Below are 16,906 nucleotides of genomic sequence, written 5' to 3'. Positions count from 1 at the left end.
AAAGCTCCACGCGATGTCGCTCACCCTCAGTCCCATCCGCTTCGAGCACTCCTCGAACGCCCTCGGAATCGGCCAGCCCCGGCCCCGTCTCTCCTGGGTCGTCACCGACGCGCCCGCCGACTGGTCGCAGTCGGCCTACGAGGTGCAGCAGCGCGACGGTGCGAGTGTGCGCGTCGACAGCCCGGACTCGGTTCTCGTGCCGTGGCCGTTCGAGCCCTTGGCGTCGCGCGAGCGCAGGGAGATCCGCGTCCGAGTGGTCGACGCGGACGGTTCCGCCAGCGACTGGTCCGCATGGGCGTGCGTCGAGGCCGGACTGCTGGAGCGGTCTGACTGGTCCGCGCAGATGGTCGGGCCCGCCGATTCCGCCGTCGCTTCACCCCTGGTGCGCGGGGCCTTCCGGACCCGCTCGGACAGCGAGGTGGTGCGGGCCAGGGTCTATGCCACCGCCCACGGGCTGTTCCAGCTGGAACTGAACGGACACCGGGTCGGCGACGACGAGCTCGCGCCGGGATGGACCGCCTACGAGTCGCGGCTCCGATACACCACGTACGACGTCACCGGTCTCGTGCGGAGTGGCGAGAACGCCATCGGCGCGTGGCTGGCGGATGGATGGTGGCGCGGCTACCTCGGGTGGGGTGGCAAGCGGGGCCTCTACGGCGACGACCTCGGCGTCATGGTCCAGCTGGAGGTCCACTACGCGGACGGCGCCCGGCAGACTGTCGCCTCCGGGACGGACTGGGTCGCGGGAAGGGGACCGATACACGCCGCGGATCTGTACAACGGCGAGGACTACGACGCGCGCGACTTCGATCCCGCGTGGTCGACGGTTGACGCCGCGACGGACGGCTGGACTCCCGTCGCCCTGCGCCCGCTCGGCGAGGTCGAGCTCTCGGCGCCCGACGGGCCTCCTGTCCGAGTCGTGGAGAGGATCCCCGTGCAGCGGGTGCTCACCTCGCCGTCGGGAGCGACCATCCTGGACTTCGGGCAGAACCTCGTCGGCAGACTGCGTCTCACCGTCGAGGGTGAAGCGGGCACCCGCGTCACCCTTCGCCATGCCGAGGTCCTCGAAGGCGGCGAGCTCGCGGTCGCGCCGCTGCGCGGAGCGAAGGCGACAGACAGCTACACGCTCGTCGGGGTCGGCACCGAGAGCTGGGCGCCGCGCTTCACGTTCCACGGGTTCCGGTACGCCGAGGTCACGGGCTGGCCCGGCCCGATCGACCCGGAGGCCGTGACGGCCGAGGTGCTGCACTCCGACATGCAGCGCACGGGATGGTTCGAGACCGACCATCCGCTCGTGAACCGCCTCCACGAGAACGTCGTATGGGGGATGAGGGGCAACTTCGTCGACGTCCCGACAGACTGCCCCCAGCGCGATGAGCGATTGGGGTGGACGGGCGACCTGCAGGTGTTCGCGCCCACCGCGACCTACCTCTACGACTCGGCCGGCTTCCTGGTGTCGTGGCTGAAGGATCTCGCGGCAGAGCAGAGGAAGTACGGCGGCACGACCATGGTCGTCCCGGCGATCGTCACCGGCTACACCGGCCCGACGGCGGGCTGGGCCGATGCCGCCACCGTCGTGCCGTGGACCCTGTACCAGGCCTACGGCGACATCGGAGTGCTCGAGACGCAGTTCGAGAGCATGGCAGCGTGGGTCGACGAGGTCACCGCCGCTGCCGGCCCTGACCGGATCTGGAGCGCGGGATTCCAGTTCGGCGACTGGCTCGACCCGACCGCGCCGGCCGACCGCCCCGAACAGGCCCAGACCTACCCCGAGATCGTGGCCACCGCCTACTTCGCGCGCTCCGCCCGGATCGTCGCGGACGCGGCGGCGCTGCTGGGGCGCTCTGCGGACGCCGAACGGTACGGCGCGCTGGCGAGCGAGGTGAAGGCGGCCTTCCATCGCGAGTACGTCTCGCGCTCCGGGCGCCTGCTGTCCGACTCCGCGACCGCGTACTCCCTCGCCCTGACGTTCGATCTCATCGACGACGCCGATGAGCGTCGCCACGCCGCCGACCGTCTCGCGGAGATCGTCGCGGGCAACGGGTACCGGATCCCGACGGGCTTCATCGGCACGCCGATCCTCACCGACGCGCTCAGCGCGAACGGGCACGCCGACACGGCGTACCGACTGCTGCTGCAGACCGAGGCGCCCTCATGGCTGTACACGGTCGAACAGGGAGCCACGACGATCTGGGAGCGGTGGGACTCGCTCCTGCCGGACGGGAGCGTCAATCCCAGCGGGATGACGTCCTTCAACCACTACGCGTTCGGCGCGGTGGCCGACTGGATGCACCGCGTCGTGGCCGGGCTCGCGGCCGCCGCTCCCGGATACCGACGGCTTCGCATCGCCCCGCAGCCGCCGCGTCGCGGCCTGAGCTCCGCTTCGGCGACCCTGCACACGCCATACGGAATCGCCTCGGCGGGCTGGGAGCTCCGCGATGGCGGGATCCTGGTCTCCACCACGATCCCGGTGGGAGTGAAGGCCGAGGTCGTCCTCCCCTCGGGCAGAGCGTTCGAGGTCGCCGCGGGTGAGCACCACTGGCAGGAGCCGTTCGAGGTGGATGCCGAGGTCGCGCGGGTGTACACGGTCGACTCGCGGATGGGCGACATCGTCGACCACAAGCCCGCACTCGACGTGCTCAAGGGCGTCATCGGCAAGTGGGTGCCGGGCGCCGCCGACCACATGTCCGGCGGGCTCCGGGGCCAGGAAGACCTCACACCGCGGCAGATCACGGGGATGCTCCCCGACCCGGCGGGGGTGCTCGCCGACCTCGAACGCGGATTCGCCGCTCTGAACGCCGGCGAGCCGATTCCCGCCGACGTGTTCACCGCCCCCGCGCCGATCGCGGCGGACTCGGACCTGCAGGAGAAGGCCATGCTGCTGTCCGGCCGCGACTTCTGGTCGACGCAGGAAGCCGCCGGAGTGCCGTCGATGATCATGGTCGACGGACCGCACGGCGTGCGTCGGCAGGACCGTGCGGTCGACAGCCTCGGCTTCAACGAGTCCCTGCCCGCCACGTGCTTCCCACCCGGGGTCGCGATGGGCTCGACGTGGGACCCGGAGCTGATGTGCGAGGTCGGGGTGGCACTGGGCGAGGAGGCTCGCGCGCTGAACGTGAACATGATCCTCGGGCCGGCGATCAACATCAAGCGATCCCCGCTCGGCGGCCGCACCTTCGAGTACCTGTCGGAGGATCCGCTGCTCACGGGGGTGCTCGCCACGGAGTACGTCCGTGGGGTGCAGTCCACCGGCGTCGGCACGTCGGTGAAGCACTTCGCCGCGAACAACCAGGAGACCGGGCGCATGCGCGTCAGCGTGGAAGCCGACCAGCGGACCCTGCGCGAGATCTACCTCCCCGCGTTCGAGCGCGTGGTGACGGAGGCCCGGCCGACCTCGGTGATGAGCGCGTACAACGCGATCAACGGCGTCTTCGCGTCGGAGAACCGCTGGCTGCTGACCGAGCTCCTCCGCGACGAGTGGGGCTTCGACGGTCTCGTGGTCTCAGACTGGGGTGCCATCAAGGACCGGGTCGAGGCCCTCCGCGCGGGGCTGGATCTCGAGATGCCGGGCACCGGCGACGAGGGTACGGAGGCGATCCTCCGGGCTGTGCGCGACGGCCGGCTCGACCGGGCCGTCGTCGAACAGGCCGCCGCGCGCGTGGCCGCGCTCGTCGACCGAACGCGGCTGCCAGACGAGCCGTCCGCGTTCGACGCGGAGGCGCACCACGCGCTGGCGCGGCGCGCTGCGGCCGCGGGCGTGGTGCTGCTGCGCAATGAGGACCAGACCCTGCCCCTGCGCGAGGGCCAGAAGGTCGCCGTCATCGGCACCCTCGCGGTCGAGCCGCAGTTCCAGGGCGGCGGCAGCTCGCATGTCACGCCGACGCGTCTCGACATCCCGCTCGACGAGCTGCGGGTCGCGCTCGGAGAGACGAGCGTCTCGTTCGCCCCGGGCTATGCGGACGACGGAGATCCGGCGCAGCTGCGTGCGGAGGCCGCAGAAGCGGCTGCTGCTGCCGACGTGGCCGTGGTGTTCGTCGGGCTCTCCGAGAAGGAGCAGTCAGAGGGCTTCGATCGTTCGACGATCGACCTGCCACAAGAGCATGTGGCCCTCATCCACGCCGTGGCCGGCCGTGCGCGTCGCACCGTCGTTGTGCTCTCCAACGGCGGCGTCGTCTCACTGGAGCCGTGGCATGACTTCGTGGACGCGATCGTCGAGGGATGGGCGCTGGGCCAGGCCGTCGGCGGGGCTCTCGCCGACGTGCTGACGGGGGCGGTGAACCCATCCGGCCGGCTGGCCGAGTCCATCCCGCTCCGGCTGCAGGACACCCCGTCGTACCTCAACTTCCCCGGCGAGAACGAGGTCGTCCGATACGGCGAAGGGGTCTTCGTCGGCTACCGGTACTACGCCACGGCCGACCGGCCGGTTCGGTACCCGTTCGGGCATGGCCTGTCGTACACGACGTTCGCTCACGACGTCGTCGAACTCGCCGTCACGGGCCCGGACGCGGCGGTCGTGCGGGTCGCCGTCCGCAACACGGGGCAGGCAGCCGGGGCGGAGGTCGTCCAGGTCTACGTCGCGCCCGCGCCCGCACCGGTGCGTCGCCCGGTCCGCGAGCTCGCGGCCTTCCGCAAGGTGCATCTCGAGCCGGGCGAGACCCGGACGGTGGAGATGGCCCTCGACAGGCGGGCGTTCGCCTACTGGGACACGCAGCGCGAACGCTGGCAGGTCGAGCCGGGCGAGTATCGCGTCGAGATCGGCCGATCGTCGGCGGACATCACGACCGCGGCGACCGTCACTCTCGACGGCGATGTCGACCGGCCGGCGCCTCTGAGCCTGGAATCCACGGTCGGCGACTGGTTCGGCCACCCCGTCGTCGGCCCGGCGCTCATGCAGGCCATGGTGTCCGAGGCCACCGCTGAGCAGAGAGCCGCCGCCGAAGACAGTGCAGACATGCTGCGGATGGTCGAGTCGATGCCGATGGCGCAGTTCGCGCGGTTCCCCGGTGTGGAGATCTCCGACGACGCGCTCGACCAGCTCATCGCCCTCAGCCGCTCCGGCAGCTGACGCCTGGCAACCCCACACACCCACTCGTCGAGGAGATGCTCATGACGACACCTGCCCGCCCACCGCTCGACCCGGCGCTCGCGACGATCGTCGAGATGGTGCCCGCCCTGTCAGCGCCGCTGACGCTTGAAGGCATCGCGGCATCCCGCGCGACGTCCTTCGACCCGCCGATCGATGACCTCCTGAGCGGGCGGGGCCTGGTCCGCTCCGATCACACCGTGCAGACTGCGGATGGCGGCCAGATCCTCGTCAGCGTCATCGCGCGCGCGGAGCACGGCGATCCCTCCGCGCCGGGCGTCCTCTGGATCCACGGAGGCGGCATGGTGGCAGGTGACAGGCACTCCGGCGTCGCACTGCCGCTTCAGTGGGTGGAGGAGCACGACGCTGTCCTCGCGAGCGTCGAGTACCGGCTGGCGCCTGAGCATCCGGACCCGATCCCCGTCGAGGACTGCTACACCGCGCTGTGCTGGTTCTCCGCCCACGCGGAGGATCTGGGGTTCGATCCGGAGCGGCTCCTGCTCGCGGGAGGAAGCGCGGGCGGCGGACTCGCGGCGGGGGTCGCGCTTCTGGCGCGCGACCGGCGGGGCCCGCAGATCGCTTGGCAGCTGCTGCAGTGCCCGATGCTCGACGACCGAGACCGGACCGTCTCGTCGCACCAGTTCGTCGATGGCGGGCCGTGGCCGCGCCGCAGCAACCAGACCGGCTGGAGAGCGCTGCTCGGAGATCGGGTGGGCGGGCCCGAGGTGTCGCACTACGCGGCGCCGGCCCGAGCTGCCGACCTCACCGGGCTGCCGCCGACATTCATCGACGTCGGCGACGCGGAGGTGTTCCGCGATGAGGCGGTGGAGTACGCGTCGCGACTCTGGCGGGCCGGGGTCAACTGCGAACTTCACGTCTGGCCCGGCGGTTTCCACGGGTTCTCGAATGTGCCTGGCGTGCCCGTCGCCGAGTCGGCGACGCGCGCCATCCACGACTGGGTGAGGCGTCGACTCCAGCCGCCGCTCGATCTGAGCGCGCAGCTGTTCGCAGCGAGCTCGTCGCCAGTCGGCCCGGAGCTCGAGTCGTGAGCCCCCGTCCGCCCCGCACCGTCCTCCTCACGGGCGCCACCGGGAACTGGGGGCGAGCGACGCTCCGCGCGTTCCGCGAGCACCCCGAGCTGACGGTCCGTGCGTTCGCGCTGCCGAATGCCGCCGATCGGAGCGTGCTCGACGAGTTCCGCGATATGCCGAATCTGCAGGTCGTGTGGGGCGACCTCGTCCGGTATGACGACGTGCTCGCCGCGGTCACCGGAGTCGACGTCGTGCTTCATGTCGGCGCCGTGGTCTCGCCCGCTGCCGACGAGAAGCCCGCGCTCGCCCGGCGCGTGAACATCGGGTCGATGCAGAACATCATCCGGGCCGTCCGCGCGCAGGACGACCCTGGATCGATCGCGGTGGTGGGGATCGGCTCCGTCGCCCAGACAGGCGACCGCCAGGAGCCGGTGCACTGGGGTCGGGTGGGAGATCCCCTGCGGGTCTCTCAGTTCGACGAGTACGGCCAGACGAAGATCGTCGCGGAGCGCCTCCTCATCGACTCGGGTCTGCCCCGCTGGGCGTGGCTCCGGCAGACCGGCATCTTCCACCCCGCGATGCTGGAGATCAGGGACCCGATCATGACCCACTCTCCGTTCGGCGGGGTCATGGAGTGGGTCTCGGTCGAGGACGCGGCGCGGCTGCTCGTGGGCATCTCGGCGTCCGATGTGCCCGAGGAGCTCTGGGGAGGCATCTACAACATCGGGGGCGGGGAGGGGTGGCGTCTGACCAACTGGGAGCTGCAGACAGCGCTCGGCGCGGCGATGGGCGTTGCCGACATCCGACGCTGGTATGACCGCAACTGGTTCGCGCTTCAGAACTTCCACGGCCAGTGGTACACAGACAGCGACCGGCTCGACGCGCTCGTTCCCTTTCGTCGCGACACGTTCGCCGAGGCCCTCGAGCGTGCGATCAGGTCCGCGCCCCGCTCCGTTCGGTCGGCGGGACGGGTGCCGTCGTGGATCGTCAAGAACCTGGTGATGCGCCCCCTCACTCGCCGGCCGCGGGGCACGATGGCCGCCGTGCGCACGCGGAACATCGAGGAGGTGTCCGCCCATTTCGGCTCATGGGAGCAGTGGGAGCGGATCGGCGGCTGGGAGACATTCATCCCGCCCGCACCCTCGAGGACTCCTGCGTTCCTGGACCACGGGTACGACGAGTCGAAGCCGTCGGCCGAGTGGGATGCCGACGACTACCGCGAAGCCGCGGCCTTCCGCGGCGGTGAGCTGCTCGGCGACGCCTCCGTCGGCGACGCGGCGACTCCGCTCATCTGGAGATGCGCGCTCGGACACGTCTTCGCGGGGAGTCCGAGGTTGATTCTCCGCGGGGGTCACTGGTGCCCCGAGTGCACGCGAGACCCCTCGAGCTATGAGCGCCAGGCGGAGGAGAACCTGTTCCTCCGCCAGGTGGTGGAGCCCGGCCTGGCGGTGTCGCGCCCGACGCCGGTCTGAACCCTCCCCGCCCGCACAGCCCACTCCGCTCACACGATGACGTCCTCCCGCGAGCTCAGCGCGCGCCATCCGCTCGCCCGCACCTCGGGGCGATCGAGCACGTCGGCGGTCGGCAGCAGTCCGAGGTCGAGCTCCGCGAGCTCGGCGATGTCGGCGATCGGCACCTGGAACGTGCGGAATGCGCCGAGCGGCGGCGTCGCGAACCGGCCGCCGCTCGTGTCGACGAGGTCGGTCTGATCGAGCACGAAACCGGCCGCCGCGAGCGCGCTGTCGGTGCGCCACGCGGCGATCTTCCAGAAGCGCAGCGGCACCCGGATGCCGCGATAGGGCGGGTCGTCGCCATCGAGCACCGGGGCGGTGAAGACCGAAAGACGCTGATCGGTCGTCTCGGCGTACGCGAGCACGTGGTTCTCGAGGCCGAGCCAGAGCTCCTTCGACTGGTTGAAGCCCGCGGCCTGGGGCGCGGCGTTCGTGTAGAAGAACGTCGCCTCCATCGCGGCGCGCGCGTCGTTCACCGAGCCCCAGCCCGGGTCTCGGCGGCGGACGAGGTGCCCGCGATCGAGGTCGTTGCCGGCATACACCGCGGGCCCGGTCTGCTCACGCTCGGGCACGCGCGGATCGAGGCGCCACTCGCCGCTGCGGCGCAGATCCTGCAGCTGAGCGCCGTCGATGTTCACGGCGGTGACCGCCGCCAGCCGGCGATCGGTGTCGAGGAGGACGGAGAACCGCGGATAGGCCAGCTCGCGGATGGCGCGAGCCGGATCGGGCGCGGGAAGGGGGAGATCGATGTCGAGGAAGTCGGACGCATAGCCGTCTGAGGTCACGCGAGCAGTCTCGCGCGGACCCCGGACACTGTCGACGCCTGGGTCACGCCGGATGCTCGAGGCGGGCTCCTCCCTCGCGCTAATTGTGGCTATTGACAACGTTTCGGGCCCGCCCTACTCTTCAGAAAGTCTCGAAGTCGCTTCCGATAGTTTCGGAGCCGCGAGCACAGCAGCCGATCTCGAAGAGGAGAATCATGGTTCGTTCCACGCGCCGGACAACGTGGGTCCGCGCAGTCGCAGCAGCGGGGGTGGTGGCCGGCCTCGTCGCGACGAGCGCCTGCACGGCAGAGGGCGGAGACGCCGCCGAAGTCGATGTCGATGCGCAGTCGGTCGGGGCGATGGAGGACTTCGCCGCCGACGAGCAGTTCACGGCGACGGAGCCGTTCGACCTCTCGATGCTCTGGACCGACTGGCCCGAGGTGCCGGTCACCGACGACTGGCAGATCTTCGACGTCATCGAGGAGCGGACAGGCGTCTCGATCGACCTCACCCACATCCCCTTCAGCGACGCGACCGAGAAGCGCAGCCTGCTGATCTCGGCCGGCGACGCCCCCACGGTCATCCCGCTCGTCTACACGGGCGAGGAGGAGCCGTTCGTCTCGTCGGGCGCCGTCCTCCCCATCAGCGACTACGTCGAGTACATGCCGAACTTCCAGAAGTACGTCGAGGAGTGGGACCTCGGCGCGATGGTCGAGCGGCTCAAGCAGTCCGACGGCAAGTACTACATGCTGCCGGGCCTGCAGGAGGTCTCGGTCCCGGTCTTCACGCTCATCATCCGCAAGGACGTGTTCGACGAGGTCGGCGCTCCGGCGCCCGAGACCTGGGAGGACCTCCGCACGGGCCTCGAGCTCATCAAGGAGAAGTACCCCGACTCGAAGCCCCTGGCCGACGGCTTCGAGGGCCAGTCGATGCTCAACTACGCGGCCCACGCGTTCGGCACGCAGGCCGGATGGGGCTTCGGCGACGGCACGATCTGGAACGAGGAGAAGGGCGAGCTCGAGTACGCCGGCACGTCCGAGGGCTACCGCTCGATGGTCGAGTACTTCCACGGGCTCGTCGAGGCCGACCTGCTCGACACCGAGTCGTTCACGGCGGCCGATGCGGGCGGCGGCGCGGCGAACGTCGCGGAGAAGATCGCGAACAACCAGGTCTTCGCCGCCTCCGGCTCGAACGGCACGGTGAACGAGTTCGCGGCGGCCCTCGACGCGGCCGGCGTGACCGACTACGAGCTGGTCCAGCTCGCGCCCCCGGGCGGAGAGGCGGGCATGCTCGTCGAGCCGCGCAACTTCTGGAACGGGTTCATGCTGAGCGCCGACATCGCGGAGTCGCCGAACTTCATCGCGACGCTGCAGTTCCTCGACTGGCTCTACTACAACCCCGAGGCGCGCGAGCTGCTCCGCTGGGGCGTCGAGGGAGAGACCTACGACAAGGCGGCCGACGGCACGATCACCCTGAAGCCCGAGTTCTCGTACGACGACTTCAACATCAACCCCGACGGCGCGACCGACATCAAGAAGGATCTCGGATGGGGCAACGACGTGCTCGCGGGATCGACCGAGTCGCGAGAGCTCAAGGAGTCGTACAACGCACCGCAGTTCGTCGAGTACATCGACACCGTCCTGTCGACGCGGACGCCGCGCGACCCGAACCCGCCCGCCCCGCTCGACGAGGCCGAGCTCGAGCAGGCGTCGCTCCTGTCGACGCCGCTCTCTGACGCGGTCCGCACCGCGACGCTGCAGTTCATCCTCGGAGACCGCGACCTCTCCGAGTGGGACGCGTACGTCGCGGAGCTGGAGGCCGCCGGCCTGCAGACCTATGTCGATCTCATCGACGGCGCGCGCGAGCGCTTCGCGGAGCAGAACGGCTGACGCACTCCGGGTCGCCGCCGCGCGCGCGGCGGCGACCCGGAACCCGTCGAAGGGATGACGACATGACCTCCACGACCACGGGTGCGGCGCTCGCCGCAGACCCGTCCTCCGCTCCGCCGGGCGCGACGACGACCCGCGTGATCACGACCGCGGGCGGGCCCCGCGGCCGCGCTGGGCGACGCGGCCGGACGCCCTGGCGCACCGCGCTGCGGCGGGACTGGCAGCTCTACGCCCTCGCCCTGCTGCCCCTGATCTTCTTCGCGATCTTCCGCTACGGCCCCATGATCGGCAACGTCATCGCGTTCCGCCGGTTCCGCCCCGGCGGGAGCATCCTCGGCGAGGAGTGGGTGGGCTTCCGCTACGTCGAGATGTTCATCAAGGACCCGGCCTTCTGGCAGGTGTTCGCGAACACGGCCATCCTCGGCGGCCTCACCCTCCTCGTGTGCTTCCCGCTGCCGATCATCCTCGCCCTCATGCTCAACGAGGTGCGCAAGCGCGCGTTCAAGCGCGTCGTGCAGTCGATCTCGTACCTGCCGCACTTCCTGTCGGTCGTGATCGTCGTCGGCATGGTCATGCAGCTGCTGTCGCTGCAGGGCACGGTCAACCAGATCATCACCGCGATGGGCGGCGAGGCCATCCCGTTCCTGCAGCGGCCGGAGTGGTTCCGCGCCGTCTACGTCGGGTCCGAGGCGTGGCAGACCGTCGGATGGGGGACCATCCTCTACCTCGCGGCGCTCACGACGATCGACGAGTCGCTCTACGAGGCCGCGCGCATCGACGGCGCGAACCGGCTGCAGCAGATCTGGCACGTGACGCTCCCGGGCATCCGGCCGACGATGATCACGCTGCTCATCCTCAACATCGGGTCGTTCCTCAACGTCGGGTTCGAGAAGGTGCTGCTCCTCTACAACCCGCTGACGTACTCGACGGGAGACGTCATCTCGACGTACCTGTACCGCGTCGGCCTCGTGTCGAACAACCTCAGCTACGCCGCCGCGATCGGACTCTTCCAGGCCCTCATCGGCCTCGTGATGGTCCTCGGCGCGAACTACCTGTCCCGGCGAATGGTGGGAACGAGCCTGTGGTGACTCTTGCTCAGCGGGCGCCGTCCCGCACTGTCGGCAATCGCGACTCCGTCGGGTACCGCGTGTTCACGGTCGTGAACACGGGCCTGCTCATCCTCGTGTGCCTCGCGATGCTCTATCCGTTCATCACGGTGCTCGCGCAGTCGTTCAGCTCGTCGGGCGCGATCAAGGCCGGGCAGGTGAGCTTCTGGCCCGTCGACTTCAACGTCGACACCTACGCGGCCGTGATCGGCAACGGGATGTTCTGGCGCAACTACGGCAACACCGTGCTCTACACGGTCGTCGGCACGGCGATCGCGATGGCGCTGACGACGTCGTACGCCTACGTCCTCTCGAAGCACCACCTCCGCGGGCGCCGTCTGCTCATCGGCATCGCCGTGTTCACGATGTTCTTCAACGGCGGCCTCGTGCCGAACTACGTGCTCATCTCGTCGCTCGGCATGAAGAACACGATGTGGGCGATCGTGCTGCCCGGCGCGATCTCGGTGTTCAACCTGCTCGTGATGAAGTCGTTCTTCGAGAACCTCCCGCACGAGCTCGAGGAGGCCGCGCAGATCGACGGGCTCGGGTGGTTCGGGATCTTCACGCGCATCGTCCTGCCGCTGTCGAAGGCCGTGATCGCGACGATGATCCTGTTCTACTCGGTCGCGTTCTGGAACGACTGGTTCAGCGCGTTCCTGTATCTCGACAAGAACGAGCTCTTCCCGGTCACGCTGTTCCTGCGGAACCTCATCGCGGGCGCCTCCACGACCGCGAGCGAGAGCGCGGCCGTGGGCAGCACCGCGGCCGACCTCAACGCGAACATCCAGTCGGTCACGATGATCCTCACGGTCATCCCGATCCTCTGCGTGTACCCGTTCGTGCAGCGCTACTTCGTCTCGGGCGTCATGCTCGGCTCGGTGAAGGGCTGACGGATGGCCGCCGAGCTCGTCGACGAGGTGGGCACCGGGGTCCTCTCCCGGGCCACGGCCGTCGTGTACCGCTGGATCGTCCTCGCGGCGTTCCTCGCGCTGCTGGGCGCGCCGACCCTGCTCGCGTGGATGGCGCTCGGCCTCGCCGACGGCGTCTCGCCGGCGCTCTACGTCGTGGCGCTCCTCCCGGTCGCGCCGGCTCTCTCGGCGGCGCTCTACGCGCAGCGCGCGTGGGCGGAGGCGCCCGACCTCCGCCCCGCGCGCGCCCTGTGGCGCGGGCTCGCGCGGAACGCGAAGGACGTCGCGCTCTGGTGGGCGCCCGTCCTCGCGGCGGCCGCGATCCTGGTCGTGAACGCGACCGGAGCGGATGCCGCGCCCGGCGGCGCCGTGCTGCGTCCGGTCGCGATCGTGCTGCTCGCGGTGCTCGCGCTCTGGTCGGGGCACCTGCTCGTCGTGACCGCGTACTTCTCGTTCCGCACGCGCGACGCCCTCCGGATCGCGGCGGCCGAGCTCTTCTCCCAGTGGCGCGCCACCCTCGGGTTCGCGTCGCTCGCGATCGTCGCGGCCGCGGTCGTGGCGCTCGCGTCCGAAGCCGTCCTCCTGCTGTGCGCGTGGGCCTTCGCGCTCCTCCTGCGCAGCGTCTCCCGTCCTGTCGAAGCCGATGTGAAAGCGAGATTCACCCGATGACCGATGTCCTCACCTCCTCCCGATACCGCCACCGCGAGGTGGACGCGAGCGTGCTCGTGCGCGGCGCCGACGGGGAGCCCCTCCGCGAGCACGACGTGACCGTGGCGCAGCTGCGCCACGAGATCGGGTTCGGATGCACGGCTCCCGGTGTGCCGGGGGAGGGGCCGCTCGCGCGCTGGCTCGACCTGTTCGACACGGCGACCCTGCAGTTCTACTGGGGGCGCTACGAGCCGGAGCCCGGGCAGACGAAGGAGGCCGAGCTGACGCGTCAGGCGCGCGCGCTGAGCGGGCACGGGGTGCGGCTCAAGGGCCATCCGCTCGTCTGGCACACGGTCAAGGCGCCCTGGGTCGACGCCCTCCCGCTGGATGAGGCCGAGGCGGCCCTGCGCGGCCGCATCCGCCGCGAGGTGAGCGCGTTCGCGGGGCTCGTCGACACGTGGGACGTCGTCAACGAGGCCGTGATCATGCCCCGCTTCGAGAACGAGCCCGACGGCATCCGCAACGCCATCACGCGCCTGTGCGAGAAGCACGGACGCGTGGAGTTCATCCGGATGGCCGTCGACGAGGCGCGCGCGGTCAACCCCGACGCGGTGCTCGTCCTCAACGACTTCGATCTCGGGCCCGACTACGAGCGGCTCATCGAGGAGGTGCTCGACGCGGGCGTGCGCATCGACGCGATCGGCCTGCAGTCGCACATGCACCAGGGCTTCCGCGGCGAGGAGCAGGTGCACGCCATCTGCGAGCGCTTCGCGCGCTTCGGGCTGCCCCTGCACTGGACCGAGACGTCCCTCGTCTCGGGCGACCTCATGCCGAAGCACATAGACGACCTCAACGACTACGTCGTCGAGGACTGGCCGTCGACCCCGGAAGGGGAGGAGCGGCAGGCCGACGAGATCGTGCGGCACTACCGCACGCTCGTCGAGCATCCGTCGGTCGCGGCCATCACCTACTGGGGCTTCGACGACGCCACGGCGTGGCTGAACGCGCCGAGCGGCCTCATCCGCCGCGACGGCTCGCCGAAGCCCGCGTACGACGCGCTGCGCGATCTGGTCCGCGGCGAGTGGTGGCTCGAGCCGACGACCGTGCGGACCGACGCCGACGGCCGGCTTCCGCTGCGGGCGTTCGCGGGCGAGTTCGAGGTGACCGCCGCCGGGCGGCGCGGCGTGCTCTCGGCGGCCGCGGGCGCTTCGGACGCCGAGGTCGAGCTGCGCTGATCCGAGGGTGCCGGGGCCTGCGAGCCCCGGCACCCTCGGGCATAGGATGTTCCGGAAGTCTCGGCGGGGAGGGTGCGGATGCCACGAGGCGGCGCGACGATCGCGACGATCGCCAGAGAGGTCGGCGTCTCGGTGCCCACGGTCTCGCGCGTGCTCAACGGGCGCAGCGACGTCGCCCCCGCGACGCGTCGCCGCGTCGAGGAGGCCCTCGCGCGGCACGACTACCGCAAGCCGGTCGGGCCGGCGTCCCCCACGAAGACCGCGGGGCTCCTCGACCTCGTGTTCCACGAGTTCGGCAGCTCGTGGGCGCAGGAGATCATCGTCGGCGTCGAGAAGGCGGCGGCGCCGCGTCGCGTCGGCGTCGTGCTCAGCGAGCTCGGCGGCTCCCACCGCCCGCCGCAGGAGTGGATCGACAGCATCACGGCCCGCGGCACGCGCGGCGTGCTCCTCGTGCTCTCGCGCCTCGACGACACGCAGCAGCGGCAGCTCATGGCCCGGTCGATCCCCTTCGTCGTGCTCGACACCGACGGCGAGACTCCCGCCGGCGTGCCCACCGTGGGGTCGAACAACTGGAGCGGCGGCCTCGCGGCGACGCGGCACCTCATCGAGCTCGGGCATCGCCGCGTCGCCATCATCTCGGGGCCGGAGAACGTGCTGTGCTCGCGCGCCCGTGTCGACGGCTTCCGCAGCGCGCACACCGAGATCGGGCTCGACGTCGACCCGTCGCTCGTCCGCTGGGGCACGTTCGAGGTCGAGGGCGGCTACGAGCACGGGCTCGAGCTCCTGCGCCGCCCGGATCGGCCGACCGCGGTGTTCGCGGGGTCCGACGTGCAGGCACTCGGGTTCATCCGCGCGGCGCACGAGCTCGGCCTGCGGGTGCCCGAGGACGTCTCCGTCGTCGGCTACGACGACCTGCCGCTCGCGTCGTGGCTCGCGCCGTCGCTCACGACCGTGCGCCAGCCGCTCGCCGAGATGGCCGCGCTCGCGACGCAGATGCTCATCGCGCTCTCGGATGGCGAGCCCCTCGCGTCGCAGAAGGTCGAGCTCGGGACCGAGCTCATCATCCGGGAGTCGACCGCCCCGCCGGCGTGAGACGCCCTCCCGCCGCGCCCGCATCCGCGCGATGATGGGAGCGGGCCGCTTCTCGGCTCCGATCGCGGGAGAGCGATGACGACACGGGCGGGCGACATCGCCGCGGACGCCGGGCAGAGGCGACGCGCGGCGGGAGCCGGCGCGGCCGCCGTGATCCTCGGCGCCGGCCTCGGCGAGCTCATCGCCGCATGGTGGGCTCCGGCGTCGCGGCCGACCGCGGTCGTCGGCGCGGCGCTCATCGATCTCGCGCCGCCGTGGGCCAAGGATCTCGCGATCGCGCTGTTCGGCACTGCCGACAAGATCGCCCTGCTCGTCGGCATCGCGCTCGTGCTCGCCGCGGTCGGCGCCGGGGCCGGGCTGCTGCAGCGCGCGCGGCCGCACTGGGGCGCCGTCGCCCTCCTCGCGGTCGGACTGGTCGGGGTCGCGGCCGCCCTCACGCGGGCCGACGCCGACGCGCTCTCCGCGGTCCCGTCCGCCGTCGCGGGGATCCTGTCCGCGGCGGCCCTCGCCGTCCTGGTGCCGGCGCGCCGCGGAGGCCCGCGCGGCGACGGGCTCTCGCGGCGGCGATTCCTCCTGCTCACCGTGTCCGCGGCGGTCGTGGGTGCGGCGGCCGCGGTCGCGTCGACGACGAGCCGCGTCGCGAGCAGCGCGGTCGCGGCCATCCGCGACGCCCTCGTGCTGCCGCGCGCGTCGACGCGCGCGACGGTGCCCGCGTCGGCGTCCCTCGACATCGAGGGGATCGCGCCCGTGATCACCCCGAACGACGCGTTCTACCGCATCGACACCGCCCTCGTCGTGCCCGAGCTCGCCCCCGCCGACTGGAGGCTCCGCATCCACGGCCTCGTCGACCATCCGTACGAGCTCACCTGGGACGACCTCATGGCCCTGCCGCTCGAGGAGTCGGTCACGACGCTCGCGTGCGTGTCGAACCCCGTTGGCGGCGACCTCATCGGCAATGCCGTCTGGCTGGGGTATCCCGTGCGCGAGCTCCTCGCGCGGGCGGCGCCGCAGCCCGATGCCGACATGGTGCTGTCGCGCTCGGTCGACGGCTTCACGGCGGGAACGCCGCTCGAGGCGCTCACCGACGCGCGGAACGCGATCCTCGCGGTCGGGATGAACGGCGAGCCCCTCCCGCTCGCGCACGGCTTCCCCGCGCGGCTCGTCGTGCCCGGCCTCTACGGCTACGTGTCCGCGACGAAGTGGGTGGTCGAGCTGGAGGTCACGCGCTTCGATCGCGCGCGGGCGTACTGGACGGATCGCGGATGGTCCGAGCGCGGCCCGATCAAGCTGCAGTCGCGCATCGACGTGCCGCGCAGCGGCGCTGTCGCGGCGGGCCGGGTCGTCATCGCGGGCGTCGCGTGGCAGCAGCATGTGGGGGTCGCGCGCGTCGAGGTGAGTGTCGACGACGGCGCATGGCAGGACGCCGAGCTCGCGACGGCGATCTCCGACGACACGTGGGTGCAGTGGTCCGCCGCGGCCGATCTCGCTCCCGGGGAGCACACCATCCGCTGCCGCGCCGTGAGCGCGGACGGCGAGGTGCAGACGGGGGAGGCGGCGCCGGTCGTCCCCGACGGCGCGACCGGCTGGCACACGGTGCGCGTCACGGCGCGCTGACCCCGGGGTCGAATCCGGCTCATGG

Annotated in this window: 11 protein-coding genes; 10 read left to right on the top strand and 1 reads right to left on the bottom strand. The window is 71.1% G+C overall.

Features of this window, described 5'->3' with window-relative positions:
* Nucleotides 1-13 precede the first annotated feature (13 nt).
* From GC092_RS13190 to GC092_RS13180, 3 genes are read left to right on the top strand one after another with little or no spacing between them, the layout of a single operon-like run.
* Complete coding sequence (locus GC092_RS13190; RefSeq protein WP_324012472.1) at nt 14-5,065, top strand: family 78 glycoside hydrolase catalytic domain; 5,052 nt, start codon at nt 14-16, stop codon at nt 5,063-5,065.
* A gap of 41 nt (nt 5,066-5,106) precedes the next feature.
* Nucleotides 5,107-6,132 carry an alpha/beta hydrolase gene (locus GC092_RS13185; RefSeq protein ID WP_324012471.1) on the top strand — a complete coding sequence of 342 codons (1,026 nt, stop codon included), beginning with the start codon at nt 5,107-5,109 and terminating at the stop codon, nt 6,130-6,132.
* Entirely contained in the window at nt 6,129-7,586 is a 1,458-nt protein-coding gene (locus GC092_RS13180) for an NAD-dependent epimerase/dehydratase family protein (RefSeq protein ID WP_324012469.1), read from the top strand. Before GC092_RS13185 ends, GC092_RS13180 begins: the two co-directional genes overlap by 4 nt.
* 29 nt (nt 7,587-7,615) lie before the next feature.
* Here the strand turns inward: GC092_RS13180 and GC092_RS13175 are convergent, their stop codons facing one another.
* Entirely contained in the window at nt 7,616-8,410 is a 795-nt protein-coding gene (locus GC092_RS13175) for a DNA/RNA non-specific endonuclease (RefSeq protein ID WP_324012468.1), read from the bottom strand.
* Nucleotides 8,411-8,661: 251 nt separating this feature from the next.
* Between GC092_RS13175 and GC092_RS13170 the strand changes: the two genes are divergently transcribed.
* The 7 genes from GC092_RS13170 to GC092_RS13140 all read left to right on the top strand — a co-directional run bounded on the left by GC092_RS13170 (nt 8,662) and on the right by GC092_RS13140 (nt 16,881).
* Nucleotides 8,662-10,278, top strand: a complete 1,617-nt coding sequence (locus GC092_RS13170) for an ABC transporter substrate-binding protein (RefSeq protein ID WP_324012465.1) — start codon at nt 8,662-8,664, stop codon at nt 10,276-10,278.
* Nucleotides 10,279-10,340: 62 nt separating this feature from the next.
* Nucleotides 10,341-11,366: an ABC transporter permease gene (locus tag GC092_RS13165; RefSeq protein ID WP_324012464.1), complete on the top strand. Its 1,026-nt coding sequence runs from the start codon at nt 10,341-10,343 to the stop codon at nt 11,364-11,366.
* Nucleotides 11,360-12,274: a carbohydrate ABC transporter permease gene (locus tag GC092_RS13160; RefSeq protein WP_416383275.1), complete on the top strand. Its 915-nt coding sequence runs from the start codon at nt 11,360-11,362 to the stop codon at nt 12,272-12,274. Before GC092_RS13165 ends, GC092_RS13160 begins: the two co-directional genes overlap by 7 nt.
* A 3-nt stretch (nt 12,275-12,277) precedes the next feature.
* The gene (locus tag GC092_RS13155) at nt 12,278-12,961 is read left to right on the top strand and encodes a hypothetical protein (RefSeq protein WP_324012460.1); all 684 of its coding nucleotides are present in this window, start codon (nt 12,278-12,280) and stop codon (nt 12,959-12,961) included.
* Nucleotides 12,958-14,175 carry an endo-1,4-beta-xylanase gene (locus tag GC092_RS13150; protein WP_324012458.1) on the top strand — a complete coding sequence of 406 codons (1,218 nt, stop codon included), beginning with the start codon at nt 12,958-12,960 and terminating at the stop codon, nt 14,173-14,175. Before GC092_RS13155 ends, GC092_RS13150 begins: the two co-directional genes overlap by 4 nt.
* A 78-nt stretch (nt 14,176-14,253) precedes the next feature.
* Nucleotides 14,254-15,267 carry a LacI family DNA-binding transcriptional regulator gene (locus GC092_RS13145; RefSeq protein ID WP_282978964.1) on the top strand — a complete coding sequence of 338 codons (1,014 nt, stop codon included), beginning with the start codon at nt 14,254-14,256 and terminating at the stop codon, nt 15,265-15,267.
* A 75-nt stretch (nt 15,268-15,342) separates the two neighbouring features.
* A complete protein-coding gene (locus tag GC092_RS13140) occupies nt 15,343-16,881 on the top strand; it encodes a molybdopterin-dependent oxidoreductase (protein ID WP_324012456.1) in 1,539 nt (512 codons plus the stop codon).
* The last annotated feature ends 25 nt before the right edge of the window (nt 16,882-16,906 follow it).

The organism is Microbacterium sp. JZ37, from assembly GCF_035188445.1.
GTDB lineage: Bacteria > Actinomycetota > Actinomycetes > Actinomycetales > Microbacteriaceae > Microbacterium > Microbacterium barkeri.
The sequence above is the reverse complement of the archived record's forward strand: the minus strand, read 5'-3'. Positions and strand labels throughout refer to the sequence as shown.

Coding starts and splice junctions, on each gene's coding strand:
- GC092_RS13165 (WP_324012464.1), top strand. CDS start 10,341: ATGACCTCCACGACCACGGGTGCGGCGCTCGCCGCAGACCCGTCCTCC.
- GC092_RS13145 (WP_282978964.1), top strand. CDS start 14,254: ATGCCACGAGGCGGCGCGACGATCGCGACGATCGCCAGAGAGGTCGGC.
- GC092_RS13155 (WP_324012460.1), top strand. CDS start 12,278: ATGGCCGCCGAGCTCGTCGACGAGGTGGGCACCGGGGTCCTCTCCCGG.
- GC092_RS13185 (WP_324012471.1), top strand. CDS start 5,107: ATGACGACACCTGCCCGCCCACCGCTCGACCCGGCGCTCGCGACGATC.
- GC092_RS13150 (WP_324012458.1), top strand. CDS start 12,958: ATGACCGATGTCCTCACCTCCTCCCGATACCGCCACCGCGAGGTGGAC.
- GC092_RS13140 (WP_324012456.1), top strand. CDS start 15,343: ATGACGACACGGGCGGGCGACATCGCCGCGGACGCCGGGCAGAGGCGA.
- GC092_RS13190 (WP_324012472.1), top strand. CDS start 14: ATGTCGCTCACCCTCAGTCCCATCCGCTTCGAGCACTCCTCGAACGCC.